The sequence below is a fragment of the Telluria sp. AIW5 genome (assembly GCF_056680575.1).
Map to the genome: position 1 here is coordinate 992,355 of NZ_CM155289.1, position 25,348 is coordinate 1,017,702.

23 protein-coding genes are annotated in these 25,348 nt (G+C 64.9%); 8 read left to right on the top strand and 15 right to left on the bottom strand.

Annotation, left to right across the window (positions count from 1 at the left end; genetic code table 11):
• Window positions 1–188: 188 nt before the first annotated feature.
• The 12 genes from AC1MEM_RS04420 to AC1MEM_RS04475 all read right to left on the bottom strand — a co-directional run bounded on the left by AC1MEM_RS04420 (window position 189) and on the right by AC1MEM_RS04475 (window position 16,070).
• Window positions 189–1,547 (bottom strand): putative O-glycosylation ligase, exosortase A system-associated, encoded by a 1,359-nt coding sequence (locus AC1MEM_RS04420; protein WP_499475586.1) that lies wholly within the window; start codon window positions 1,545–1,547, stop codon window positions 189–191.
• 117 nt (window positions 1,548–1,664) lie between these two features.
• Window positions 1,665–2,858, bottom strand: coding sequence for a glycosyltransferase family 4 protein (locus AC1MEM_RS04425; protein WP_499475588.1), 1,194 nt, complete (start codon window positions 2,856–2,858; stop codon window positions 1,665–1,667).
• Entirely contained in the window at window positions 2,855–4,078 is a 1,224-nt protein-coding gene (locus AC1MEM_RS04430; protein ID WP_499475589.1) for a TIGR04063 family PEP-CTERM/XrtA system glycosyltransferase, read from the bottom strand. The genes AC1MEM_RS04425 and AC1MEM_RS04430 overlap by 4 nt, the downstream gene beginning before the upstream one ends.
• An 18-nt stretch (window positions 4,079–4,096) precedes the next feature.
• Window positions 4,097–6,052, bottom strand: coding sequence for an XrtA/PEP-CTERM system amidotransferase (locus AC1MEM_RS04435; RefSeq protein ID WP_499475591.1), 1,956 nt, complete (start codon window positions 6,050–6,052; stop codon window positions 4,097–4,099).
• Complete coding sequence (locus AC1MEM_RS04440; protein ID WP_499475592.1) at window positions 6,037–7,215, bottom strand: TIGR03088 family PEP-CTERM/XrtA system glycosyltransferase; 1,179 nt, start codon at window positions 7,213–7,215, stop codon at window positions 6,037–6,039. Before AC1MEM_RS04440 ends, AC1MEM_RS04435 begins: the two co-directional genes overlap by 16 nt.
• A gap of 11 nt (window positions 7,216–7,226) precedes the next feature.
• On the bottom strand, window positions 7,227–8,777 hold the full coding sequence (xrtA, locus tag AC1MEM_RS04445; RefSeq protein WP_499475593.1) for an exosortase A: 1,551 nt from the start codon (window positions 8,775–8,777) through the stop codon (window positions 7,227–7,229).
• Window positions 8,771–10,018, bottom strand: coding sequence for a TIGR03087 family PEP-CTERM/XrtA system glycosyltransferase (locus tag AC1MEM_RS04450; RefSeq protein WP_499475594.1), 1,248 nt, complete (start codon window positions 10,016–10,018; stop codon window positions 8,771–8,773). Before AC1MEM_RS04450 ends, xrtA begins: the two co-directional genes overlap by 7 nt.
• Window positions 10,015–10,899, bottom strand: a complete 885-nt coding sequence (locus AC1MEM_RS04455) for an XrtA system polysaccharide deacetylase (protein ID WP_499475595.1) — start codon at window positions 10,897–10,899, stop codon at window positions 10,015–10,017. The genes AC1MEM_RS04450 and AC1MEM_RS04455 overlap by 4 nt, the downstream gene beginning before the upstream one ends.
• Window positions 10,896–11,930 carry an XrtA/PEP-CTERM system-associated ATPase gene (locus tag AC1MEM_RS04460; protein WP_499475596.1) on the bottom strand — a complete coding sequence of 345 codons (1,035 nt, stop codon included), beginning with the start codon at window positions 11,928–11,930 and terminating at the stop codon, window positions 10,896–10,898. The genes AC1MEM_RS04455 and AC1MEM_RS04460 overlap by 4 nt, the downstream gene beginning before the upstream one ends.
• A 14-nt stretch (window positions 11,931–11,944) precedes the next feature.
• Window positions 11,945–13,513, bottom strand: coding sequence for a TIGR03016 family PEP-CTERM system-associated outer membrane protein (locus AC1MEM_RS04465; protein WP_499475598.1), 1,569 nt, complete (start codon window positions 13,511–13,513; stop codon window positions 11,945–11,947).
• Entirely contained in the window at window positions 13,494–14,516 is a 1,023-nt protein-coding gene (locus AC1MEM_RS04470; RefSeq protein ID WP_499475599.1) for an XrtA-associated tyrosine autokinase, read from the bottom strand. The genes AC1MEM_RS04465 and AC1MEM_RS04470 overlap by 20 nt, the downstream gene beginning before the upstream one ends.
• Window positions 14,517–14,546: 30 nt before the next feature.
• On the bottom strand, window positions 14,547–16,070 hold the full coding sequence (locus AC1MEM_RS04475) for an XrtA system polysaccharide chain length determinant (protein WP_499475600.1): 1,524 nt from the start codon (window positions 16,068–16,070) through the stop codon (window positions 14,547–14,549).
• Window positions 16,071–16,482: 412 nt separating this feature from the next.
• Here AC1MEM_RS04475 and AC1MEM_RS04480 point away from each other — a divergent pair, with 412 nt between their 5' ends.
• The 8 genes from AC1MEM_RS04480 (at window position 16,483) to pepA (ending at window position 22,150) form a co-directional block, all read left to right on the top strand.
• The gene (locus tag AC1MEM_RS04480) at window positions 16,483–17,238 is read left to right on the top strand and encodes a S1 family peptidase (protein ID WP_499475601.1); all 756 of its coding nucleotides are present in this window, start codon (window positions 16,483–16,485) and stop codon (window positions 17,236–17,238) included.
• 168 nt (window positions 17,239–17,406) lie between these two features.
• On the top strand, window positions 17,407–18,015 hold the full coding sequence (locus AC1MEM_RS04485; protein WP_499477564.1) for an XrtA/PEP-CTERM system exopolysaccharide export protein: 609 nt from the start codon (window positions 17,407–17,409) through the stop codon (window positions 18,013–18,015).
• A gap of 107 nt (window positions 18,016–18,122) precedes the next feature.
• Entirely contained in the window at window positions 18,123–18,752 is a 630-nt protein-coding gene (locus AC1MEM_RS04490) for a hypothetical protein (protein WP_499475602.1), read from the top strand.
• A gap of 22 nt (window positions 18,753–18,774) precedes the next feature.
• A complete protein-coding gene (locus tag AC1MEM_RS04495; RefSeq protein WP_499475603.1) occupies window positions 18,775–19,098 on the top strand; it encodes an HPr-rel-A system PqqD family peptide chaperone in 324 nt (107 codons plus the stop codon).
• Window positions 19,092–20,009 (top strand): HprK-related kinase A, encoded by a 918-nt coding sequence (locus tag AC1MEM_RS04500; protein WP_499475604.1) that lies wholly within the window; start codon window positions 19,092–19,094, stop codon window positions 20,007–20,009. The genes AC1MEM_RS04495 and AC1MEM_RS04500 overlap by 7 nt, the downstream gene beginning before the upstream one ends.
• Entirely contained in the window at window positions 20,006–20,287 is a 282-nt protein-coding gene (locus AC1MEM_RS04505; protein ID WP_499475605.1) for a hypothetical protein, read from the top strand. Before AC1MEM_RS04500 ends, AC1MEM_RS04505 begins: the two co-directional genes overlap by 4 nt.
• Entirely contained in the window at window positions 20,278–21,096 is an 819-nt protein-coding gene (locus AC1MEM_RS04510; protein ID WP_499475606.1) for a nucleotidyltransferase domain-containing protein, read from the top strand. The genes AC1MEM_RS04505 and AC1MEM_RS04510 overlap by 10 nt, the downstream gene beginning before the upstream one ends.
• Window positions 21,097–21,292: 196 nt before the next feature.
• Window positions 21,293–22,150, top strand: coding sequence for a flocculation-associated PEP-CTERM protein PepA (gene pepA / locus AC1MEM_RS04515; RefSeq protein ID WP_499475607.1), 858 nt, complete (start codon window positions 21,293–21,295; stop codon window positions 22,148–22,150).
• Window positions 22,151–22,350: 200 nt separating this feature from the next.
• On the opposite strand, the gene AC1MEM_RS04520 is transcribed toward pepA, so the two are convergent.
• The 3 genes from AC1MEM_RS04520 to AC1MEM_RS04530 form a co-directional block, all read right to left on the bottom strand.
• Window positions 22,351–23,430 carry a nitroreductase family protein gene (locus tag AC1MEM_RS04520; RefSeq protein WP_499475608.1) on the bottom strand — a complete coding sequence of 360 codons (1,080 nt, stop codon included), beginning with the start codon at window positions 23,428–23,430 and terminating at the stop codon, window positions 22,351–22,353.
• Window positions 23,427–24,344, bottom strand: a complete 918-nt coding sequence (locus AC1MEM_RS04525; protein WP_499475610.1) for a ThiF family adenylyltransferase — start codon at window positions 24,342–24,344, stop codon at window positions 23,427–23,429. The genes AC1MEM_RS04520 and AC1MEM_RS04525 overlap by 4 nt, the downstream gene beginning before the upstream one ends.
• 117 nt (window positions 24,345–24,461) lie before the next feature.
• Entirely contained in the window at window positions 24,462–25,247 is a 786-nt protein-coding gene (locus tag AC1MEM_RS04530; RefSeq protein ID WP_499475611.1) for an N-acyl amino acid synthase FeeM domain-containing protein, read from the bottom strand.
• Window positions 25,248–25,348: the final 101 nt, after the last annotated feature.

Sequence of the window (25,348 nt, forward strand, 5' to 3'; positions counted from 1 at the left end):
CGGCGAGCTAGCACCGTCCGGGCTGCCGGCAGCGGCGGAACCGTCGCCGTTCTCCGCCAGCTCAGCCCTATCAAGTGCTTCTCTGGCCTGAAAGCAGTCCCGGTAAGGCGGCGAGGTCGGTCATTGCTGACAATACGACAACGTGCCGGACCAACTATAGCATTCCATTTGACAACTCATTTGATAACTTAACCACGCGCATCATACGCAAACCTGGGGGAATACCCCGTTCCGATTGGCACGCTCGCCACAGGCGCTACCGCGGCAAGCATCCTTTTTTCCAGTACGACCACCAGCCCGAACAGCGCGAAGAGCAGGTCGAAATACGCCAGGCTGAGCGCGGCTCCTCCAACGGCGAAGGCAAAAATACTGAGCTGCACCATGACTGCCGCTGTCGATAGCCACGCCGGCGCACCGATTTTGCGCGCCTTGCGCGCGACGCTGCTGGCCTTCATGAAGCTGCTGACCAGGCAAGCCAGGTACAGGGCAAGGCCGACGAAGCCCTGGTCGCCCAGCACCTGGAAGTAAATGCTGTGCGCGGCGCGTGCGACCGTCGTATTCGGCAGCGCGGTCCCGGTATAGAACCAAGGATAGGCAAAGAAGTCTTTCGACAGATCCGACCATACCGGGAAATATTCGAGCGCCTTGATACCGCCGCCGAAGAACGGGTGGCGCATTGCCATGATAAAGCTCAGCTTCCAGGAGACCACCCGAGTCATGAACGAATCGTCCTGCTGGGCGGAGGCGATCGTGTCCATACGCGCCATATAGTCCGACGAGATATAGAACGAAGCACCGATGCAGAAGGCCACAATCAGCACCGTGAGCAGGATCTTGCGGTCGCTTTTGACGTACATGTAAGCGCCGAGCACGAGCAATGCGACGAAGCCGCCGCGCGACTGGGTACCGATGACCCCGAGCGCCAGCAAGGCCATCGTGGCCAGCAAGCCCAGGTTCAGGATGCGCGACTGCTTGCCATACTCGATCCACAGGTAGTAGCAGAGCGGCAGCGTCATGACGAAGGCCAGCGACAGTTCGTTGCGGTCGCCCAGCACGTGGCCCGAGAGGCCGACAATTTTGTGGCCACCGCCGCTGACGATGAATTTCAGCGTTTCCAGGTCGGCATAAAAACCGACCGAGAGCACGACACACCACAGGACGAAATCGAAGTGCAGCTTGTCCTTGATCACCAGGATGACTGCAACGAACAAGGCCACGACTTTGGCAAAGCGGATCCAGTAGTCCCAGGAAACCGGAGCGAAGCCGATCGTCATCATGGTGCTGCCCAGGGTCCAGAAGAAGAAGGCGAGCACGAGCACGCCGAGACCCGTCAACTCGACCCGCGGCTTGGCCTTCCACGCCAGGTAGCCGACGGTGGCAACGCCCGTGAACAGGAGGTTGTAACGGGGAACGCTGGCAATCCCGTAGACCCAGGCATTCGGGTAGAACAGCGCGGTCCACAGCCACATCCCGACCCCGATGAAGGGCCGCTGGACCATTGCATACAGCATGAGCGGCAGCAGAGCGAGCAGGAGGAGGTCACGCATCGCTCTGCTTCCCGTCGCGCGCTGCCTTTTCCTTGCGCTTTTCCGTCTTCAGCGCCCACAAGCACAGATAGGCGACCGCCAGCAGGTCCAGCCCCCACAATAATGATTCCATTTTCTTCAGTCCACAGAAAGGGGTGATGCCAGCGCCAGCTTCCCGGCGCGGCGCAGCAGGACCTGGTCGAACAGGCGCAGCTGGCCGTGCGTCGTGTCGTCCCAGCTGAAGCGCTCGGCGTAGCGGCGGGTGGCGGCGCGGTCGGGGTAATTGGCGCGCAGCGCGTTGACGGCGTCGGCCACGCCCTGGTAGCTGCGCTCGGCCATCAGCACGCCGGCGTCGGGCGGTGCCACGACTTCCGGGGTGCCGTAGACGCGGCTGGCCACGACCGGGGTGCCGCAGGCCATGGCTTCGAGCAGCACGTTGGCCCAGCCTTCGCGGCTCGACGACAGCACCAGCGCATCGGCGGCGCCGTAATGGGCGCGCAGCTGCGCCTGCGGCACCGCGCCGAGGAAAGTCACGCGCTCGGTCACGCCCAGCTCGCGCGCCAGGGTCTCGAGTTTCAGACGGTCCGGGCCGTCGCCGGCCAGCACCAGGCGCACGCCCGGCAGCAGGGTCAGCGCGCCGATGATCAAATCCTGCGCCTTGACCGGCACCAGGTGGCCGACCGCGAGCAGCGTGAACATCGGGTTCGGGCTGCGTTCGGTCGGCTGGAACAGGTCGAGGTCGACGCCATTACGCAGCGACACCACGCGTTCGGCATCGACGCCGAGCGCCACCACTTCGTCGCGCAGCGCATTGCACACGGTGATGACGGCGTCGGCGCGCTTCGCGGCCCAGGTGATCATGCGGCGCGGCAGCGCGTATTGCGGGAACAGGGTGATGTCCGAGCCGCGCGCGGTAATCACCAGCGGCTTGTTGAAGTAGCGCCCCAGCATGGCGGCGGCCACGCCGTCCGGATAAAAATAATGGGCGTCGATCAGGTCGAAATCGAAGCCTTCGTCGATCAGGCGCGCAATCGTCGGCTTGGCGGCCTGCGCAAGCAGGGCCGGCGCCAGGTTCATGCCGACCTTCGGAATGACGGGATAACGCGGGTGCGACACGGCGATCCCGTGGCGCACTTCCTGGCGCGGCGCTTTCGCGAACTTGGCGTAAGTGCCGAAGCGCGGATTGGTCGACGGGAACCAGGGAATCGGCGCCACCACGCGCGACTCGACCTGGCCGCTGGCGACCAGGTGGCGCAGGCGGGTCTCGACGAAAATGCCGTGGCCCGGCTTTTCGCTGTTCGGGAACAGGGTACTGAAAGTCAGGATCTTCATGCAGCTTTTAATTTGGAAGCCGTCAGCCTGCCGTAGATGTTCTTGTAGCGCGCCACGCTGACCGGCCAGTTGCGCTCGGTCTCGACGTATTCGCGCCCGGCCAGGCGCAGCGCCGGCCAGGTCGACTTGGCGTCGAGCAGATCGCCGACCTTGGCGGCCAGCGCGGCCGGGTCGTCCGGCGCGAACAGGATGCCGGTCTTGCCGTCGGTGATCAGCTCGCGGTGGCCGCCCACGCTCGACGCGGCCAGGATGCGGCCCTGCGCCATCGCTTCCAGCGGTTTCAATGGGGTCACCAGGTCGGTCAGGCGCATCGACTGGCGCGGGTAGACCAGCACGTCGAGCAGGTCGTAATACTTTTGCACCTGGTCGTGCGGCACGCGGCCGGTAAACACGACCTTGTCGGCGATGCCCAGGTCTTTCGCCAGCTGGCGCAGGTTGGCGTCCTGGGGACCGCCGCCGACCAGCAGCACGCGCAGGTCGGGCGCACGTGCGACCAGCGCCGGCACCGCGCGCAGCAGCACGTCCAGGCCCTCATACGCATAGAAGGAGCCGATGAAACCGATCAGGCGGTGGCCCTGCAGGCCGAGCTGGCGCTTCAAATCCTGGTCGGCTTCGCCGCCGACGGCGAACTTGTCGATGTCGACCGCGTTCGGGATCACGGTGACTTTATTTTCCGGGATGCCGCGCTCGACGATGTCGCGGCGCAGGCCTTCGCAGATCGTGGTCACGGCGTCGGCGCGTTTGAGCGCATGGGTTTCCAGGGCGCGCGTCATCTTGTAGCGCAGTCCGTTTTCGGTACTGGTGCCATGGTCGACCGCGGCGTCTTCCCAGAAGGCGCGCACCTCGTACACGACCGGGATACCAAACTTGCGGCCGGCGCGGATGGCGGCGATCGCGTTCAGGCAGGGAGAATGGGCGTGCAGCACGTCGGGTTTGATGTGCGGGATGATCTCGCCCAGGCGCTTTTCCAGGCCCTGGATCACTTCCAGCTGGTTCACGATCGGCAGCCTGGCCATCGCCCCAGTGGACTTGGCGGTGCGGTAAAAATGCAGGCCGTCGGCGGTTTCCTCAAGCAGGTCGTTGCCGCCCTGGTGCTTGGACCCGGTGACGTGAAACGTTTCCCAGCCGAGTGCGCGCTGCTCGCGCAGGATCGAGGCGGTACGGAAGGTATAGCCGCTGTGCAGCGGGATCGAATGGTCGAGGACGTGGAGAACGCGCATGTTATTTTTCAAAACTCGTTAGGCGGCGGTGGCGATCAGGGGGCTGGCCGCAGCTGGTGTAAAACGGGTGGCGCTGTCGGCGCCGTTTTTACGCAGGAAGGCTTCGAACATCAACACTGCCCACAGCGCGGTGCTGTGGTCCTTGGTGGCGGCCAGGTGTTCGTCGACCATCTGCTTCAGGAAGCTCGCGTTGAAGATGCCGGTGTCGAGCAGCATCGGGTTCAGCACCGCCGCCTTCATCGACTCGCGCAGCGGGCCGCGCAGCCAGGAGGCGAGCGGAATCGAGAAGCCCATCTTCTTGCGGTAGAGGATGTCGTCCGACAGGTAAGGTTGCAATGCCTTCTTGAAGATATGCTTGCCCTCGCCGTTGCGCAGCTTGCTGGACGACGGCAAACCGGAAACCCATTCGACGAACTTGTGGTCCAGCAGCGGCACGCGCACTTCCAGCGCATGCGCCATGCTGGCACGGTCGACCTTGGTCAAAATGTCGCCCGGCAGGTAGGTCTTCATGTCGACATACTGGATGATCGACAGCGGATCGTCGGTCGGCGCGTTGGCCGCGTGGCCGCGCATGACCTCGACCGCGCGATACCCTTGCAGCTGGCTGCGGAAGCCCGGTGAAAATAATTGGTCGCGCACGCGGTCGACCAGGATCGACACGCCGTGGAAGTAGCCATCGGTCAGGTCGCGCGCCAGCGCTTCGAAGGTGGTCTTGGCGCGGAAGATGCGCGGCGCCCAGTCGGCCTTCGGATAGGCTTTACCCAGGAAGCCGAACACGGGCTTGCGCAAGGCCAGCGGCAGCATCGAACGCACCTGCTGCTCGCCCATCGCCATGCGGTGGCGGCGGTAGCCGGCGAAATTCTCGTCGCCGCCGTCGCCCGACAGGGCGACCGTGACGCGTTTGCGGGCCAGTTCGCACACGCGGTAGGTGGGAATGGCCGAGCTGTCGGCATACGGCTCGTCGTACAGGCCGGCGAGTAAATCGACCAGGCCGTAGTCGTCCTTGTCGACGGTCTCGCACTGGTGGTTGGTCTTGTACTGCTCGGCCACCTGGCGCGCGTAGGTCGATTCATCGAACGCGGAATCGTTGAAGGCGATCGAGCAGGTGTTGACCGGCTCTTTCGACAGGCCGGCCATCATCGCCACGATTGCGCTGGAATCGACGCCGCCCGAGAGGAAGGCGCCGAGCGGCACCTCCGCTTCCAGGTGGCTCTCGACCGCTTCGCGCAGGCGCACGACCAGCTCTTCTTCCATCTGCTGCTCGGACATCGGCCCGTGCGGCGTGAACGGCACGTCCCACCAGCGAACCGGTTTGGCCTGGGCCGCGTTGGCGCCCACATGCATGGTCAGCGAGAAGCCCGGCTCGAGCTTGAAGGCGTCCTTGAAGATGGTGCGCGGCTCCGGCACGTAGCCGTAGGCGAAATATTCCTCGACGGCGCGCGGTTCGATCACGCGCGGCAGTTCCGGGAACGACAGCAGGGATTTGAGTTCCGAACCGAAGATGAAGGTGCCGTCCGGCAGGAAGGCGTAGTGCAGCGGCTTGATGCCAAGGCGGTCGCGGGCGACAAAAAAGGTCTGCTTGTTGCGGTCCCAGATCGCGAACGCGAACATGCCGCGCAGGCGCTGCACGCAGGCTTCGCCCCATTCTTCCCAGGCGTGGACGATGGCTTCCGTGTCCGAATAGGTACGGAAGGTATGGCCGAGGCCTTTCAGCTCCGCCATCAGTTCGCGGAAGTTGTAGATCTCGCCGTTGAACACGATGACCACGCTGCGGTCCTCGTTGAACAGCGGCTGCTGGCCGGCTGCGATGTCGATGATCGACAGGCGGCGGTGGCCGAAGCCGACGCCCGGTTCCGTGTAGACGTCGCCCTCGACGGGGCCACGGTGGAACTGCGTCTGGTTCATCCGCTCGAGGGCGGCGCGGTCGATCCGGGTCGCGCCGCGCGGGTCAAAAATGCCTACGATTCCGCACATGGTTGGGTGATTTCTTTGAAGGTTGTCTTGGAGTTGCAGAGCTGGTCGTACAGGGCGGTATAAGCGCCGACCATGGCTGCAACGCTGTAATGGTGTTCGATTTTTTCGCGTGCCGCCGCGCCGTGGGCGGTGACGCGTGCCCGGTCGTCGACATAGCGGCCGAGCGCCTCGGCCAGCGCTTGCGGGTTGGACGCCGGGACCAGCGCGCCGTTGACGCCGTCCTGCACCACTTCCGGGATGCCGCCGACGTTCGTCGCGACCACGGGCACGCCGCAGGCCATGGCTTCCAGCAGGGTCACCGGCGTGCCCTCGGCGATCGAGGAGAGTGCAAATACGTCGAAGCTGCGCATCAGTTCCGGGATATCGTTGCGCGCGCCGGCGAACCAGACGAGGTCCGACACGCCGGCGTCCTGCGCTTTCTGCGCCAGGCGCTCGCGCAGCGGGCCGTCGCCGACGATCGCCAGGCGCAGGTCATTCCTTGCTTGCGGATGCTGCGCGCACAGCAGCGCAAAGGCATCGATCAGCGTGGCCTGGTCTTTCACGTCCTGCAGGCGGCCGACGGTGCCGATCACGAACGGTCCGGCGGCCCAGGGCAGGCTGGCCGCCGGCAGCCGGGGCGCATAGCGCACCGTATCGACGCCGTTCATGATCAGTTCCGACTTCGCCGCCGGGATATCGACGACTTTATGCAGCCAGCGCGCCAGGTCGTGCGAGACCGGCACATAGCGGTCGATGAAGGGCACCAGCGCACGGCGCAGGAAATTGTGCTTGCGGTTCAGGCCCTGCGGGTCGCTGGCGTCGCGTCCGTGCTCGGCGTGGATGCGCACCGGCACGCCGGCGGCCCAGGCCGGGACCGCATACTCGGCGCAGGCGAAATTATACGTGTGCAGCACCGCGGGACGCAGTTCGCGCAGCAGCTTGAACAGTTTTACGTGGATGCCCAGGCCCAGGCCCGGCTGTTTGTGCAGCGCATGCAGTTCGACACCCGGGCGCGTGATCTTGTCGGCAAACGCCGTGTAATCGGTGAGGCAGACGATCGCGTGGCGGTAGCGCTCGGGCGGCATGTGGTTGATGCAGTCGACCAGCAGGGTTTCCAGCCCGCCGAAGTCGAGCCGGTAGATCAGGTGCACGACCAGCGGGGCCTGTGCTGGTTGGTTCTTCATGACAGCCATGATCAGTGTTCCCGTGCGGCCTCGAGGCTTGCCTGCAGCGGCGCCAGGTTCGCTTCCAGGAAGGCGCGCAATGCGGCGCGCGCGGTGTCCGGATTCTCGCCGACCGGCGTCGAAACCATCACGGCGGCGCCGTCGTCGCCGTGCATCATCAGCTTGGCGCCTGCCTGGCGCAGCTTGCCGACGTAGTCGTTGGCGGTGAAGCGGCCGTCGACCCAGTTCCAGTGCCAGACCAGGTGGTTGATCCCGTCCGGACCCTTGACGCGCGTTTCCTGCACGTCGAACGGCTGGCCCTTGACGGTGTCGGTGCGTGCGGCCGAGCCGATCTGGCGGAAGTTCTGCTTGCGGTTGTCGACCCGGTTGACGGAGGTGATCAGGCGCTTGTCCGGTCCCTGGTTGCGGTAGTACAGCAGGTTCAGGCTGACCGGCGCGCCGGCCGCCGTGTACTGGCCGCTCAGGGTGGCGTCGGGCGTCATGAATTCCGGGTTCCAGGCCGCCATGCCGGTCACCGGCGTGGCCAGGCGCGAACCGTCCAGCTGCACCGGGGCCGGATTGTGGGCCGCCTTGTCGCTCACCATGCCGAGGGCCGGCCACAGCGCGCAGACCAGCACGGCGGCAAGCGCCGCACCGGCCAGCGGACGCCCCGGCAGCGCGCCTGTCGTGCCGGCGGCGGCCGCGGCGGGCGCGGAGGACACCGGCGCCGCTTCGTCCTCGCGCCAGTAGCTGCCGATCCAGAACATGATGAACATGACCAGGCCGAAGAACAGCCAGCCGTAGATCAGGTGGTCGACGCCGGTCGCCAGCGCCATGTCGCTGGTGTGGCCGATCATGACGATCATATAAGCGCGCAGGCCGTTGGCGATGATCGGCACGACGACCGACAGGCCGATGAACAGGGCGCGCCGGGTGGTCGAGCGGTAGCTCAGGTAAGCGTACAGGCAGCCCAGCGTGATCGACGAGATCAGGTAGCGCACGCCGCTGCAGGCTTCCACCACCGACCAGTTGCCGGTCGGGAGTTCGAAGGTGGTGCCGTTGCGCAGGACCGGGATGCCGGTGGCGCGCACCATGGCGACCGTGAAGTCGGCCGTAAAATTAATCAGGGGGTGGACGAAGACTTCGCCGAAGGGCACCGCGAACAGCAGGAACAGCAGCGGGAAGGCGAGGGCGCCGGCCAGGCGCCGGCCCAGCACGGCCAGCGCCACGGCCGGCAGCATGGCGACGAAGGCGTACTGCATCACGACCTGCACTTCGCCCGCGCGCGCCAGCAGCCAGCCGGCGCCGCACAGGGCGAGCAGGCCGAGCGCCGGCCACCAGGGTTCGGCGGGGATGCGGCTGAACACCTCGCGCCGGCGCCAGATCAACCAGACACTGATCGGCAGGATGATGTAGCCGTGGGCGAAGGTCTCCGAGCTGTTCCAGACCGCGACCATCGACGCCGCGGTGCCCCAGTACAGCAGCAGCACGGCCACCAGGGCGGCGACGACGGCGGCGATCCGCGGCACCGGCATGCGGCGCGCGGCAGCGCCGGCCAGGGCCGGGTTTTCGTTCATCAGCATTCGAACCTCGTCTCGATCGGGGACAGGTGGGCCGACCAGCTGTAGCGGCGCTCGACCTGGACGCGCGCGGCCAGTCCCATGGCCGGGTGCGGCTCGCGCAGGAGCTTGATGACGCTGTCGGCGTAGTCGCCGGGCGCGTCGGCCACGATCAGTTCGCGGCCAGGGGTGGCGTCGATGCCCTCGAAGGCCTGCTGTGACGCCACCACCGGGCGGCCCATCGCCATCGCCTCGAGCACCTTGTTCTGGATGCCGCGCGCGATGCGCAGCGGCGCCACCGCGGCCACGCAATGGGCAAGGTACGGGCGCACGTCGGGCACGGTGCCGGTGACGACGATGGCATCGTTAGCCAGTGCCAGCACTTCCGGCGCCGGACGCGAGCCGACGATGTAGAAGCGCGCATCCGGCACGGCGGCGCGCACGCGCGGCAGCACGTGCTCGGCAAACCATTTCACCGCGTCGATGTTCGGCCAGTAGTCCATCGCACCGGTAAACACCAATGCCCGCTCGCCCTCGGCGTACGGGTTGTCGTAGGCGCGCGCCGGGCTGAAATACTCGGTGTCGACGCCGTTGTTGAAATGACCGATCTTGCTGCTGCTTTCCGGCGCCAGCGTGCGAAACAGCTCGGCTTCCGGCGCGGACACGAACAGCGAGGCATCAAAAGCTTGCGCGACCTTGCGCTCGTAGTCGAGCAGGCTGCGCGCCTCGTGGCGATACACCCAGCTCATCGGCCACTTCTTCTTTTCGGCGTACTGGCGCCACTTGTCGGAGTCGACGTCGCAGAAGTCGATCACGCGGCGCGCGGCCGGGTAGTCTTCGGCATATTGCGCCATCACCGAGCAGAAGGTCATCACGCGCGCGATGCCGCGCTCGCGCATGGTGCGCGCGATCCACTGCTTCATGTCGGCGTCGCGGTAGTACTCGAGCGACAGCGACTTGCCGGTCGCCAGTCCCTTCGCGCTGCGCAGCTTGCCGCGCTTCGGATCGAGTTTCACGAAATGGCTGCTGGCGCACATCGCCTCGACCGCCGGCACGTGCTGCCAGTCGTCGGCGTCGTCCACAAAAGTAGCCAGGTGCACCCGGTACTTCGTCGCCAGGTGCTTGAGCAGGTTGTACGAGCGGATCTTGTCGCCCTTGTTCGGCGGGTAGGGGATGCGGTGCACCAGCAGCAGCAGATCCGGCTTGGCCGCCTCGGCTGCCGCGGCCGATTGCCGCTGCAGCGCTCCCTCGATGATGGAATTCATGGCTTGCTCAGGAAAATGCGGTCCATCCGGTCCCACGCGAAATCGCGGGCGAGGGCGGCAATGCGCCCTTCCATGCGCTCGATGTTGATGTAGTGGCGAAAGCGCGCCTTGGCGCCGAGGCCCTCGGGACGCGGCTGGCCCGGATCGACTTCCCACGGGTGGAAGTAGAACAGCGCCGGCTCGTTGTCCATCTCGTTGACGCGTTTCACCATCCAGCGCGACAGCGCGTACGGCAGCAGGCGGAAATAGCCGCCGCCGCCGGCCGGCAGCTTGCGGCCGCCCAGCATGGCGGTGGTGATCGGCACTTCGAGCAGGCCGTCCGGGCCGTTCGGATAGAAGGCGAAGCGCGGCGCGTCCGGCATGCCGTAGTGGTCGTGGGCGATCGGGTAGATGCTCGAGCTGTAGCGGTAGCCCGCTTCCGTCAGCGCCTCCAATGCCCACAGGTTGCCTTCGCCAATCGAAAAGCTCGGGGCGCGGTAGCCGATCACCTGCTGGCCGCCGATGTCTTCCAGCAGGGCTTTCGCGCTGCGGATGTCGTTGTCGAATTCGGCGCGGCTCTGGTCGGAGGCGCGCAGGTGGCCGTAGCCGTGGCTGGCCAGTTCATGGCCGGCGTCGACGATGCGGCGCACCATCTGCGGATAGCGTTCGGCGATCCAGCCGAGCGTGAAGAAGGTGCCCTTCACGTCGTGCCGTTCGAACAGCGCCAGGATGCGCTCGACATTGGCTTCGACGCGGCATTCGCGCGTCGGCCAGCTGTCGCGGCTGATGTAAGGAGCGAATGCCGAGACCTGGAAATAATCCTCGACGTCGCAGGTCATCGCATTGCGGATACGCTCGCCCGGCTGGCGTTGCGGCCGGGCTGCGGGAGTCTGCATCTTCATTCGGGGGTATCCACGTGGTGGGTTGCCGGCACGCCGTTTTGGGGCGTGGCGACGATTTTCTTCAGGATCGAGAGCACCGAGACGATCGATTTTTCGAGGCGCATCATGCGCTCGTCGAGCACTTCGGCGCTGGCGCGGCGCTCGGGCATGTTGCCCATGCCGTCGGCGAGCAGCTCGCCACCGATGTTGGCGCTAGGGGTGCCCATCACGTCGGGCAGCTGGAATTCTTCGCTGACGTCGGCGATGACGGTCTGGATATGCGCCTCGTTGAACGCGTGCAGCTCTTCCAGGTAGCCCATCAGGAGTACGCGGTCGAGCAGGGTATTGGTCTTGCGCGGGATGCCGCCGGTATAGGCGAAGATGGCCGCGTGCGCGGCGTCGTCGAAGGCCGGGTCGCCGTTCCAGCCGACCGTGTGCAGGCGGTGTTCGATGTAGGCGCGCGTTTCCGGCGCATCCATCGGGCCCAGGTGGTAGCTGGCGATGACGCGCTGGCGCAGCTGCTGCATGCTCGGGCTGTGCAGGGTGCCGCGGAACTCGGGCTGGCCCAGCAGGAAGGTCTGCAGCAGCGACTTGTCGTCGGTCTGGAAGTTCGACAGCATGCGCAGCTCTTCGACCGTCTTCGGGTTCAGGTTCTGCGCTTCGTCGATGACGAGCAGGGCGCGCTTGCCCTGGCGGTCGACGCTGTGCAGGAACTGCTCCAGGCGGGTCAGCAGGTCGGTCTTGCTGGCGCCCTCGTAGGGCAGGCCGAAGCCCGATACCACCATGCGCAGCGTGTCGTCCGGGTCGAGGTGGGTGTTGACGATGTGGGCGGCGACGATCTGGTCCGATGGCAGCTTGTTGAACAGGTTGCGCACCAGCGTGGTCTTGCCCGCGCCGACTTCGCCGGTCACGACGATAAAGCCTTCACCTTGCGACAGGCCGTATTCGAGATACGCCATGGCGCGCTTGTGGCCCTTGCTGCCGAAGAAAAAGTGCGGGTCGGGGCGCAGCTGGAAGGGCTTCGCGGTAAATCCATAATACGGTTCGTACATCGTGTCTCTCCGCTTTAGAGCTGGGCCGAAAGGGTGGCGCTGATTGCATTTTCCGTGTAGCCGGCACCGCCGAAACCACGGTTGCCGCTCAGGCGGCGCAGTTCGACGGCGCCGAGCAGCTTGGAACTGAAGCGGCGTGTCAGGCCGAGGCGCAAGGACTGCTGGTCCGCGTCGATGCCGGTGGTCAGGGACTGGGTACGCGTCTTCGTCAGTGTCGCCGTCGCGCTGGTGCGCCCGTTCAGGCGGTAGCTGTAGGCGGCGCTGGCGCCGAACTGGCGCACGTTGTCGTTGAGCGCGAACAGCTGGCTGCCGAGCAGCTCGCTGTCGGCCGCGCCCGAGGACAGCGCCAGGCGCTCGTTGGCGAACAGCGTCATCACTGCGCCATGCTTGCGCATGTTGTAGGCGAGCGACGCCTGCGCCAGCTTCTGGCGGAAGTAGCGATTCGTCAGGTAATTGATTTCTTCGCCCTGGACCGGCGGCAGGCCGGCCAGCCGGATGTAGTCCTCGACCGCCTGGCGGCGCGCGATCGGGTCGGGAATCGTTGCGGCAAACAGCCCGTCGAGCAGTGCCGCGGTATCGATCTGCTGGCCCTGCGTGAACTCCTGGCGCGAGCTCGTCACGGCGTCGGAATAGCTGGCCCTCCAGACCGTGTGGCGGCTGCGGTGCGTGGCCAGCAGGGAGCCGGTGTTGCCCAGGAAGTGGCGGCCCACCGACATCTCGATGGCGCTGCGCACGGACGGGGTCCAGGCAAAGCCGGCCGACCAGCTGGCTCCGCCCGTGCGTCCGCCATATGCGCCGTAGTCGTACCTGTCGTAGCCGCCCGTGGCGGTCAGCTTCAGCGTGCGGTGCACGCGGTAGCTGAGGCCGGCCAGTGCATTTTCCGACGAGGAATCGCCGAAGCGGTCGGCCTTCACATCCTGGCGCGAGGCGCGCAGGTTCCAGCCGATGTCGCGCCAGGCGCGACCGCTGGTCAGGTTGAAGGCGAGGCTGTCGGACTCGCTGCTGCCGAAACGGGTTTCGTCGGCATTCACGCTGTCGTGGGTATAGCGCAGCGTCGCCGCGGCGAAGTTGCCGAAGCGCTGGACCAGGTAGGGACTGATGCTCCAGTTGGTCAGGTCGGTGCGGTTCTCGCTGGTGTAGCGGCTGGCGCCGGCATCGTCCACGCCGAAGGCCGACACGGCGCGCGTACCGCCGTTCGCCCGTGCGTCCACATACATGAATTCGTCGATGACCTTGAGGGTGCCGGCGGCGTCGTATTGGGTGTTGTTGCGGCGCGCGTTGGCCGGCCTGCCGTCGCTGTAGGCGAAGAACGAAGAGCGTGCGTTGGCAATCAGCTGCACGCGCGAATTCTGGCCATGGATGCTGATGGCCGGCAAGGCCTCGGTGATCCACTGGGCGTGCTTGCCCGCATCGCTGGCCAGGGTGGGGTTGTCGCTCCAGGTCTCGCTCAGCGACAGCGAGGGCGTGACGTTCCACTGGGCCTGCGCCGGCAGCGCCACCATCAGCGCGGCGGCCAGGGGCGCCAGGCGCGGCAGGCGTGCCGTGAAGCGTACCGGGGTGCGTTTAGCCGTAGTGATAGTCATACGTCTCTTCGATCCCCGGGATGTCCCGCGCCTTGTTATAGATGAGATTGACGTTGCTGCAGCCTTCCAGCTGGCGCAGCGATTCCTGGACCGCGTGCTGGGTCGTGCCCTGGGCTTCGACCACCATCACGATCTGGCCCATGTGGCCGGCCAGTTCCTTTGCTTCGCTCGTCAGCAGCAGCGGCGGCGAATCGAAAATGATGATGCGGTCCGGATAGCGGTGCGCGATTTCGTTGACCAGGTTGCTCATCGTCGAACTGGCCAGCAGTTCGGTGGCGCGCGGCGTGCTGGTGCCGGCCGGCAGGATGCTCAGGGTGTCGACATTGGTACGCAGCATCACGTCCGACAGGTCGAGCTTGTCGTCGACCAGGATGTCCATCAGGCCGCGCTGGGCCGGCAGGCCGAGCGTGCGCAGCACCGACGGACGGGCGACGTCGGCATCGACCAGCAGCACCGTGTGGTCGAGTTCCATCGCGATGCTCATCGCCAGGTTGATCGCGCAATAGGTCTTGCCTTCCCCCGGCAGCGAACTGGTGATCATGATCAGGTTGTTCGGGCGGCCGGTCGTGCTTTGGCTGAAGGCCTGCTTGAGCAGCGGGCGCTTGATGACGCGGAAGTCTTCCAGCAGGCTGGTACGGCCGCTGGCGGCGGTGACCATGCCGGCCTCGCGCATGCGCACCAGGTCGAGGTCGACCTTGCGCACGCCCGGCTTCGGTGCCACCTTGCGCGGCGCGGCGACGCCCGGCGTAGCGACGCCCGGCGTTTCTACCCGCGGCGCCGCAACGGTGGGTGCTTCGGCGCGCGCCGCCGGCGCGGCAGCAGCTGCAGTGGCAGGTGCCGCAGCAGTTACAGGCTGGATAACGGGCGCAGGGGCTTCGGCGACGGGCGCTTGGGCGTGCGGTTCGAGGACGATGGTCTGTCCGTCGTGTTCCACGACCGCAGGGGCCGGTGCCGCTGCGCGGGTGTGGTCAATGCGGCTGGCCGCTTTTTCGATAATGCTCACATTCGCTCCTAATAGGGTCCGTTGCGCGGCTTACACGCTGGCGCGCGCCAGCATGACGGCGACGCCGATGATGTAGGCGCCAAACAGGATCAGCACCGCGGCGCCGACGCCGAGCAGGCGGCGCTTGCGCAGCACTTTCTGGCTGTCGGTCCAGTGCATGTTGATCGTTCCCAGCACCGGCACGCCGGTCACTTCACGCAGCGTGGCGTGGCTGAGGAAGGTCGGGCGCACCTGGCTCATCATGAATGCACCGCCCAGGCCTGCGGCGAGGGCGAAGATGAACACGCCCGAGAACAGCGCCAGGCGGTTCGGGCCGCTCGGCTTGGTCGCTTCCAGCGGCGGCTCGACCACGCGGAAGGTCAGCATGTCGGTGGCCGAGGACAGGTCGCCGGACAATTTCGCCTGCTCGCGGCGTTCGGCCAGTTTCTGGTAATTCTCGCGGTTGACTTCGTAATCGCGGTTCAGCTGCACCAGCTGGGCTTCGACTTCAGGCGCCGTCTGGCTCTGGCTGCGCAAGGTCGTCACGCGGGTGCTGTATTCGCTGACGCGGGCACGCAGGGCGGCGACGCGCGATTCGGCATCGGACAGCGAGACGCTCAGCTGCTGCATCATCGGGCTGGCGGCGATACCCGGATCGGGACGGCCCTTCTTCGCCTCTTCCTTCTTGCGCGCCTGCAGCTGCTCGACCAGGCGCTTGGTGGCGATGATGTCGGGATGCTGCTCGGTGTATTGCAGGCGCAGGGTGTCCAGGTTCTTCTGGGCCGCGGCGAGGCGGCTTTCGGTTTCCGGATCGACCATGCCGCCGCCGCTGCCGCCTTCCGCGACGCCGCCACCGCTCATGCGGCGGCGAATGGCGTTGCGCGACTGTTCGGCTTCGGCCAGTTCGAGGCGCGCCTGGCTCAGCGCGTCGTTGGCGGCTGCGACGCGGGCGCTCCAGTCGCCGCCTTCGCGCGGCAGCAGGCCCATGTTCTTGAGCTTGAATTCCTTCAGCGCGTTCTCGGCCGCGGCCAGCTTCGCTTCATAGCCCTTGATCTGGTCGTCGATGAACTGGACCGCCTTGTCGGAGTCCTGCTTCTTGTTGCCGAAGCTGCCCTCGACGAAGATGGACAGCAGCGACTGGACCACATCCTTACCCAGCTTGGCATCGGTCGAGGTATAGCTGATGGTATAGATGTCGTCGCGCTCGGTGCCGGCGATCTTGATCTTGGACATCAGGTCGTCGACCATCTTTTCCTTCTCGCGGCTGCTGGTCGCCTTGACGTCGAGGTCCGTATCGCGCATCACTTTTTCGATGTTCGGACGGCTGATCAGGGTCTGGCGCATGAACATCACCTGCTGGTCGAGATTCGGCAGCGTGGTCATGCCCGACAGCAGGGGTTTGAGGATGCTCTGGGTATCGACGTAGACGCGGGCCGAGGTCTCGTACTGGTTCGGCAGCCTGAGCACGATTGCCCAGCCGATCAGTGCCACCAGCCAGGCGATGGACACTGCATGCCAACGGTATTTACCGAGGGCCTTGAGGAAATTCAGGATTAGGGCTGTTATTTCTGCCATCTCAGTCTCGCCATGAACGCCCGGCGCGCAGCCGGGCTACAAAATAAACACAAAAGAACACGCATCATCGCTTGTAGTTTGTGCAATTGCAATTGCGTGTCGGAAAATCGTGCTAATAAAAGGTCCGCCGTGGCACCCGTTACAACACAAATTCCACACTGCAATGCCGAATTTCCCTGCCACATGCCGCCATCAGCGTTATTATTGCCAACCGACAAACAACCACAGTGGAAAATGTTGCACACCGTCAAGAATGAGGTGAGGAGCAAATCGTCATCGTCGAGTCCGGATAACGCCTTTGCGTAACATCAAGCCGTTGTATTGTAGTGTTTAATTTGCAAAAGGGCCTGCACGATTGATTCCCATCCGAAATAATGAATGCAAGGTCGTCAAGAGCTTGTCAAGACGCCATATGTTGGCCCTCTGCGCCGCCCTGGCGGCCGTCGCCGCGCCCATGCCGGCCCGCGCAGACAGCCTGGTGCGCACGATTGCCAGCGTCAAGCCCTCCATCGTCGGGGTCGGCAGCTTCCTCAGGACGCGCAGCCCGGCGGTCGTGTTTTCGGGCACCGGCTTCGCCGTCGGCGATGGCCTGAGCATCATCACGAACGCCCATGTGGTGCCGAACAACCTGGATGCCGCCAAAATGGAGCAGCTCGGCGTCGTGGTCGGCGCGGGCCTGGATTTCCGTTTCCGCCCGGTGCGCCTGGTGGCGCTCGACCGCGCACACGACCTGGCCCACCTGCGCCTGACCGAGGGCCCACCGCTGGCGGCGCTGACGCTGGGCGACTCGCGCGCCGCGGCCGAAGGGCAGGGGCTGGCCTTCACGGGCTTCCCGCTCGGGATGGTGCTGGGGCTGAACCACGTGACCCACCGCGCCACGCTGTCCGCTATTACTCCGATCGTCATGCCGTCCCTGAGTTCCCGCCGTCTCGACGCCCGTGCGATCACCCAGCTGCAGCACGACCCCCTGAAAATCTTCCAGCTCGACGGCACGGCCTATCCGGGCAACAGCGGCAGCCCGGTCTACGATCCCGACAATGGCGCCGTGCTCGGTGTTATTAATATGGTGTTCGTCAAGGGGCTGAAGGAGACGGCGATCACCAGCCCGAGCGGCATTACCTATGCGGTGCCGGTCCAGTACGTGCAGGAACTGTTGCAGCAAAAATGAAACACAAGTATTTCAATCGTGCACCCTTTCGCGGGAGCACGATTACGATACAATATGCCCAGTTTGATGGCTAAATAACAATTTTGTGTTGCTAATAACAACAGCCTGGCTTTGCCGGTCGCTGCTGTCGTGAAGGGGAATGACGTGAGCAAGATCGTGACGAATTTGATGAAACTGGCCCTGGCGGCCACCTGCGCCCTGGCGGTAACCGGCTGCGCGCTGTGGAAGAAGCCGGCGGCCCCTTCGGCGGCCGCGATGGCGGGCGCCGCGCCGGCCGATTACCTGATCGGGCCGGGCGACGCCGTCAACATCATCGTCTGGCGCAATCCGGAAGTGTCGATGTCGGTGCCGGTCCGTCCGGACGGCAAGATCACGACCCCGCTGGTCGAAGACTTGCCGGCCGCGGGCAAAACCTCGACTGAACTGGCGCGCGATATCGAAAAGGCCCTGGCCAAGTTCATCCAGCAGCCGGTCGTCACCGTCGTCGTCACCGGCTTCATCGGCAATTACGGCGAACAGATCCGCGTGATCGGCCAGGCCGCCAAGCCGCAAGCCCTGCCATACCGCCGCGACATGTCGCTGATGGATGTCCTGATCGCTGTCGGTGGCGTCACCGAATTCGCGTCCGGCAACCGTGCCAGCATCATCCGCAACGTCGATGGCAAACAGGAAAAACTGAACGTCCGCCTCGACGACCTGATCAAGGACGGCGACATTTCCGCGAACATGCCGATGCGTCCGGGCGACATTCTGGTCATTCCGGAAAGCTTCTTCTGACCTGAATTCATTGTCGGGTTTTCTTACAACGGCGCCCTTGGGGCGCCGTTGTCGTTTCCGGGCCAACACCTGTGTGGCATACTTTCGACACCTCAGGAACCGTGTTTATGGACGATCAAGAAAAAAACCACCTATTGTCGCCCGACACGCTGGCCGTGCCGCCACCGCTGCTCGATGCGAAAGGCATTGCGCGGCGCCGCTTTACGCGCGCCGGCGCTGGCGCCACCGGTGTGATTTTGACCTTGTACAGCCAGAGCGGCATGGCGGGGACCGCCGCGGCGCGGTGCAACTCGCCGTCCGGCTTCACGTCGGTGACGACGGGTGCCAGCGCCAAGCCGCAGTTTTCATGCGAAGCCAACCGTTCGCACGGCTACTGGAAAAACCACGCGAATGCCTGGGAGAGCTCGGCCAATATCAAGACGACTGCCCTCTTCGGCAGCATCTTTACGTGTGGCGGCAGTTACGCGAACCTGAGCACGGTCACGCTGATGCAGGTGATTAACCCGAACAAGGACGTCAAGAGGATCGACCGTAACAACGTCGCCATGCAGTGCGTGACGGCCCTGCTCAATGCGCGGATGTCGCAGTTTGCCGGTAATGCAAGCGTCCTGACCGAACGCCAGGTGATCGATATGTGGAACGATTTCGTGACCACGGGTTACCGGCCGGGCGGGAGCAGCACCCCACCGTGGACCGGTGCCCAGATCGCCAGTTATTTGGAAAGCACCTTCCGCTAGGAGGCCGCTCGCCCTTGACCGAATGACAATTTTGCCGATCTGGCGCGTGGCGCCCGGCCAGCGCCTGGACTACCGCTGCTGGGACGGCGAATGCCTGCTCTACAATGATTTGTCGGGCGATACCCATTTGCTCGACGAATTCGCGATCGCATTGCTCGAGCAGCTGCAGGCGGCTGGCCAGTCGGCCGCGCAGCTGGCGGCCCTCCTCGACTTGCCGCCCCATCCCGATGAAGCGGCCGCTACGCCCCTGCCGTCCTGTGACGACGCGCTGTCCAGCCGCGAACTGGTGGACACCGTGCTGGCCGACCTGGCTGCGCTCCACCTGGTCGACGCCCCTGCATGCTGACCGTTGCCGCACTCGGTCCGCAAGCGCTGGCGGCGCGCCTGCGCGGCCCCGGGCTGCGCCTGCGCACCGGTCCGTTCGTTGCCCGCGTACGCAGCCCCTTGCCGGCGATGGCCGTGGCGCTGGGACGCATGTATGCCGACTATCCGGTGCTCGCCGAGGACACGCCTGCCGATTTCGACGTGCTGCTGCGTGCGCCGCGCGGGCTGCGGCGCCTGTTCAAGCCACAAGTGTATTTCCATTACGACGGTCGGCCGCCTTTCCAGCCGCTGCCGCTGGCCCAGGCTTATCCGATGTTCGAGTGGGCGATGAACTGGTGCGTCGCCGGTCACGCCCATTCCTGGCTGGTGATCCACGCGGCGGTCGTTGAGAAGGAGGGCAGGGCCGTGATCCTGCCGGCGCCGCCGGGCTCGGGCAAGAGCACCCTGTGCGCGGCGCTGGTGGCGCGCGGCTGGCGCCTGCTGTCGGACGAACTGACCCTGGTGCGCCTCGATGATGGCCGGATCGACCCGGTACCGCGCCCGGTCAGCCTGAAGAACGGCTCGATCGACGTGATCCGCGCCTGGGCTCCGGGGGCGCAGCTGTCGCCGCCGGTGGCCGACACGATAAAGGGAACCGTGGCCCACATGCGCGCGCCGCAAGAGAGCATCGCGCGCGCGCACGAGCCGGCGGTGGCGGCCTGGATCGTGTTTCCGACATGGCGCGCCGGCGCGCCTGCCGAACTGGTGCCGGTGCCGCAGGCGCGTGCCCACTTGCGCCTCGCGGAGAACGCGTTTAATTACAGCCTGCTGGGCGCTGCCGGATTTACGGCCGCCGCCGACCTCGTCGACCGCACCCGTACCTTCGATTTCAGCTACGGCGCGCTGGAAGACGCCATGGCCGTGTTCGAGCGCTTGCCGACGGGGCGGCCATGAAGGCTTTGCCCCTGCTGACCCGGGTGCTGCGGACTCCCTCCTCCATGGCCGCGCTCGATGCGCCCGGATGGGAGATGCTGCTGCGCCAGGCCGGCGCCGCCGACCTCGGCGCCACGCTGGACTTGCTGGCCGACGAACACGGTCTGGCGGACAGCCTGCCGCCGCGGGTGCGGCGCCGCCTGGGCTGGGCGCGCACGGTCTGGGAGCGCCACACGCAGGCCGTGCGCTTCGAGCTCGGGCAGGTGGAGCGCGCGCTGCGCATACGGGCTTGCCGCTGATCCTGCTCAAGGGAACCGCGTATGTCGCGGCCGGGCTGCCGGCGGCGGCGGGCCGGCTGTTTTCCGATATCGACATCCTGGTGCCGAAGGCGGCGCTGGGCGATGTCGAGCACCTGCTGATGGTGCATGGCTGGGCGTCGAACCACCACGATGCCTACGACCAGCGCTATTACCGCGAGTGGATGCATGAACTGCCGCCGATGCAGCACCTGCGCCGCTCGACCGTGATCGACGTGCGCCATGCGATCCTGCCGCAGACGGCGGCGGTGCGGCCTGACCCGGCGCGCCTGCGCGCCGCCGCCCGCGCCATTCCCGGCGCCGCCGGCCTGTCCGTGCTCGCGCCCTGCGACATGGTGCTGCACAGCGCCACGCACCTGTTTTATGAGGGCGAGTACCACCACGGCCTGCGCGACCTGTTCGACCTGCACCGGCTGCTCTGCCACTTCGGCGCGGCCGAACCCGGTTTCTGGGAGGCGCTGCCGGCGCGCGCACGCGAACTCGCGCTGGAAAGGCCCCTGCTCTATGCGCTGCGCTACTGTATGAAGTTGCTCGGCACGCCGGTGGCCGCGACCGTGGCCGACGCCGGGGCGGGGTGCCCGAATGCCGCCTTGCTGCGGTTGATGGATGCGCTGTTCACGCGCGCCCTGCGCCCGGCCCACCCGAGTTGCGCCGGCGTCCTGACGCCTTTTTCGGATCTCATGTTGTATATCCGCGGCAACTGGTTGCGCATGCCGCCGCTGATGCTGTCGAGGCATCTCTTCAGGAAAGCTTTTTTGACCTCTAGAAATGTTAAATCTGATCAAGTTTAAGTGCTGAAAAGTATTATAATTCCTACAAGAATTTTTTGTGAATTAATGCTGTCGGCATTTTTTACACATGGGGTGATAGTGCTTCAGGCCGTTATGCTAAGTGATTGATTATGCGAGGATTTAATAAGCTGGCACGGTGATTGCTTATAGTGGAGTGTGTTTGCCCACACCATCAACTTAAGCGAGGATTGAAATTATGAAATTCATGAAGAAACTGGCCTGCGCCGCAGCTGTTGCAATGTCCTTCGCCGGTGCCGCTAACGCAGCGACCGTGCTGAACGACTGGCGCTTCAACCCAACCGGCGGTGGCTTCGCTGGCGCCCAGAACGTCAACGAATACCTGGACGTGAACGGCAATGCCTTCATCCAGATCAACCCGACCGGTGGTTCCAGCTTCTCGTTCGCCGAGCACGCGGTGTTCAACATCTCGCAGGCTGACAGCAACGGCCAGCTGTTCCCAGTGACCTTCCCAGGTGGCAACATCACCGCGACCTTCCAGGCGAACGGCACCGGTAACTTCAGCGGCGCCTTCACCTTCGCCGGCGGCACCATCACCATGTACCAGAACCCAACCGCAGGCCAGTACGGCACGACGGCTGGTACCTACGGTGCTGACCTGGGCAACCAGATCGCCCAGTTCACCGTGATGGCAGGCGGCGGCGGCAACGTCGATGCAAGCGGCTCCCCAGTCAACAATGGTCAGGTCACCGTGTTCGCCAAAGCTGAAGCCGGTTCGCTGGATTCGGGCTACTTCTTCCGCGAAAACGGCACGGACCTGTCGACCGAGTCGATCATGGCCTTCGCCTTCACCAACGCGAACACCATTGGCTCGCCAACCAGCACCCTGGTCAGCGAAGTCGCTTGCGACTACGCTGGCTTCACCGGCGCCGGCTGCGATGGCACCGCGTACGCCAACACCCCAGGCTACTTCTTCGTCGGCAACAACGGTCAGTTCAAGCTGGCTGAAGTTCCAGAGCCAGGTTCGCTGGCCCTGTTCGGCATCGCCATGCTGGGCGCTGGCGTCGTGAGCCGCAAGCGCGCAAAGAAGGCTTAATCAGCCTCTGAGCGTCAGGTAGTAAAAGGAGAGAGCGGGCGCGCCCGCTCTTTTCCCGTTCCAGATAGCAAGACGCGAGTTGCTGGGCAAGCGCTGGCGATAACAAAAACAAGCTCTACCAGGCAGGGAAATGAAAGCAAAAAGCGGCGTCGACCTTCAAGTCGACGCCGCTTTTTTTTGCACCGGGGCGGTGCCGGCCCTCAGTGTTTCATGAGCTCGGCCAGCGGACGGCGTACCGAGCGCGCGGTGGGCGCCGGGCCGTAGCCGAGGCGTCCCATGTAGACCGGGAACAGGCTGTCGTTGAAGATCAGCGCTTCGGTCTCGCGCTGCAGGGCTTGCGCGGCGCCGGCCAGTTTCGCCTTAGCCGTGAAACGCGTGCCTTCGCGCGCGTATTTCGAAAAGATCAGCGGCGTCATTTCCGGCTGCATGTACAGGCCGAGCGTGGTCATGGTCAGCCAGAAGCGCTGCAGCGCGCGTCCGGCGGCCACGTAGTCGTCGATCGACTGCGGTGCGCTTTTGGCCTTGAGCACGAAGTGGGCGGCGCAGGCCATGCCGGGCGCCAGGTCCATCTGCAGGCGTGGCGCCCAGGTGCCCATCAGCGTGTTGACGGTGGCCATGCGGCGCCAGCTGACCATCGCCCACTTCATCAGGTGCAGGGTCATGGCGTCGACGCCGAGCGCGCCTGCCGGCACCTTGTCCGGGCTGTGGGTGCGGTTGTCCCAGTCGATGATGCTGCGGTGGGTCTCGAACGCTTCCGGCATCGTCAGGCGCAGCCGGGCGTTGTTGTACATCAGCTTGGCGGCCTGCCATTTCTGCGACCGGCCCTCGAGCCAGGTCAGTTCGTATCCGGGCGCCACGGTGGCGGCCAGGATGCGCTTGTGTTCGTCGGTGAGCGGGGTGGTCTTCATCGGCCGGCGCTGCACGGTACGCGCGCTGATCACGTCGATCAGCGGGTCGCGCACGACGGCCGGGTCCGCAACAAGGCGCACGTCGAACAGCGGGTGGGTTTCGCGTCCTTCGGGGCGGCGGTTGATATCGGCGCGCAAGCTGTGGCCGCTGGCGGCGATGGCAATCGTTTCCAGCAGTGTGCCGAAGGCGATCTGGCTCGGGTGGCCGTCGAGGTCGTAGACGCAGTGGTCGCGCGTATCGTAGGCGTGCACGACCAGGTGATCGGGCGCCGCAATCTCGAAGCGCCAGGTCTGCATGTTGTCGCCGCTGGGCGCCCAGCGCGCCAGGTCGAGGATCTGTTCGATCGTGCCCGGCTTGACGGGGGTGTTCATGCTGTCGCCCCCTCTTTTGTCTCCGCTTTCGTTCCCGCTGCCGCGGCCGCCAGGTCCTTGGCCAGCTGTTTCTTGCCGATCTTGATCATCAGGCGGTGCAGCGGATTTTTATTGCCGCCCGGACGCCAGGTACGCACCAGCTTGTTGCGGTAGGCGTCGAACTGGATGCCCCAGGGCGCCGCCAGCACGCGGCCGCGTCCCAGCAGGATTTTCAGGGCTTCGGTGCCCATCACGCCGGCGCACAGCTGGCAGGCCATGATGGTCGAGGGACCGCGGCGCTCGACGAAATTGACCGCCTCCGGTACCACCAGATATGGGCGGTGCAGGCCGGCCGGCGCCAGGCCGACGACGAAGTGGACAGCCTTGTCCGTTTCCGGCAGATCGCCCCACTGGAAATATTCCTCGAAGGTCATCTGTCCCGGCAGGAAGTTGAGCAGGGCCGCGCCCATGCCCAGCGGCGCCACGGTGCTGGCGGGAATGCCGAGGCGGGCGCACAAGGCAAAGGTTTTCTGGCGGATATCGAAGGCAAAGAAGTCGAGTGCGTCGACATACATGTCGGCACCTTCGAGGAAAGCATTCAGGTTGGTATCGTTGATGCCCTCCGCAAAGACATCGACCTCGCATTCGGGATTGATGTCGAGCAGCATGCGGCGGATCACATCGACCTTCGGCTGGTCCAGCGTCGAGACCATCGCGCCGACCTGGCGATTGAAGTTCGGGACGTCGAAGGTATCGAAATCGGCAATGCGGAATTTGGTCACGCCCAGGCGCGCCAGGGTCAGGGCATGGACGCCGCCGACGCCGCCGCCGCCGGCGATCGCGACCCGCTTCTTGCGCAGCAGTGCCTGCTCCTCACGCGTTACCCAGCCAATGTTTCGGGAAAAAGCCTGCTCATAGCGGAAAGGATTGGTCATGTGTGGGAGGGTAAAACGGTGAACGAATGGATGTCGAATGGCCGATGACAGGAAGCGCCATGGCGGCGCGTCCGGCGGCGCTGCCTTGTCCAGGCAGGCCGGAACAAGACAGTGGGTTTATGCTACCTGGTGTTCGTCGATGCGGCGCAGGCGGTTGATGATACCCTGCTCTTCGCGCGGGGAGAAGAAATAAGGATAGAACGAACGTTCGGTGGCCGTTTCGGTACCCGCTTCGCTGAAGGTGCCGCCGTGTTTTTGAATCTGCTCGGTGACATACGCCAGCTCGATGCGCAGCAGGTAGGCCGGCGCGTTCACGCGCGGATTGTCCTTCAAATCGCCTTCGCGTTTGAATCCCAGCATATGCTCGTAAAAGCGGCGATGGCGCGGATTGACTTCGATAACGATATCGGTGCAATCGTGGATATCGCGGGCGTAAATGACAGCCAGGTGGAACAGGTTGGCGAGCGAGGTTTTCGAACGTACCGTCGGGTCGAAGGCCAGCTTGGTGAATTCACAGAGCTTGGCGCCGCGGGCACGGTGCGCGTCGAGTTCCTCCTTGAAGATCTGGTCGGCCATCAGGCCGATAGGCGAATCGATACCGAGCGTCAGGGTGCCCACCACTTCACCTTTATCGGTGGCGGTGAGCGTGATGCGATTGGGATCGTCGCTGAACTGGTGCGTGCCAGCATAGCCGCGCCAAGCATACATCTTGTTGACCAGCATGCTGGCCGAATTTCGTCCTTTTGCCGTATCGGTAAGCCGGATTCCATATGAATCTTGGTTCACGATAACATCCTCTAATTCTGAGTTCGCTATATTATCGCGATCCTCTGACACATGAGCGTTCGATAGAAATTCGACAGTACGCTCGTCAAGTTCGTGCACCTCGTCGGGATTCGTCATCGCGGGACACCTCGGTTTTTGGTGCGCCGTCCGCTGCGGACGGCGCCTTTTTATGCGATACCGCAGTTTGCCGGACAAGCAGGAAAAGTGCGGTTCAGTTG